The organism is Streptomyces doebereineriae (genome assembly GCF_031845645.1).
Lineage (GTDB): Bacteria > Actinomycetota > Actinomycetes > Streptomycetales > Streptomycetaceae > Streptomyces > Streptomyces canus.
This window is the reverse complement of sequence record NZ_JAVREZ010000465.1, coordinates 1-417: the sequence shown is the minus strand read 5'-3', so window position 1 is coordinate 417 and position 417 is coordinate 1. Positions and strand designations below refer to the sequence as shown.

Sequence of the window (417 nt, the reverse complement as noted above, 5' to 3'; positions counted from 1 at the left end):
ACTTCATCCACTCGCAGAAGCGCGACCCGTTCACGGGCCGTCAGGAGCCGGACAACGTCTGGGACTTCTGGGCGCACGCCCCCGAGGCGACGCACCAGATCACCTGGCTGATGGGCGACCGGGGCATCCCCGCCTCGTACCGCCACATGAACGGCTACGGCTCGCACACCTACCAGTGGACGAACGCCGAGGGCGAGGCGTTCTTCGTCAAGTACCACTTCAAGACCAACCAGGGCGTGCGTTCCCTCTCCGCCGAGCAGGCCGCCGAGCTGGTCGGCAAGGACGCCAACTCGCACCAGACGGACCTGCTCCAGGCCATCGAGCGGGGCGTCAACCCGTCGTGGACGCTGCACGTCCAGGTGATGCCTGCCGCCGAGGCCGCGGACTACCGGTTCAACCCGTTCGACCTCACCAAGG

The 417-nt window shown here is 67.4% G+C and carries 1 protein-coding gene; it reads left to right on the top strand.

Translation table 11 applies throughout. From position 1 onward, the window contains the following. Positions 1-417 (top strand): catalase (locus RNB18_RS52795; RefSeq protein WP_311721152.1); only part of this gene is annotated, 417 nt, incomplete at both ends.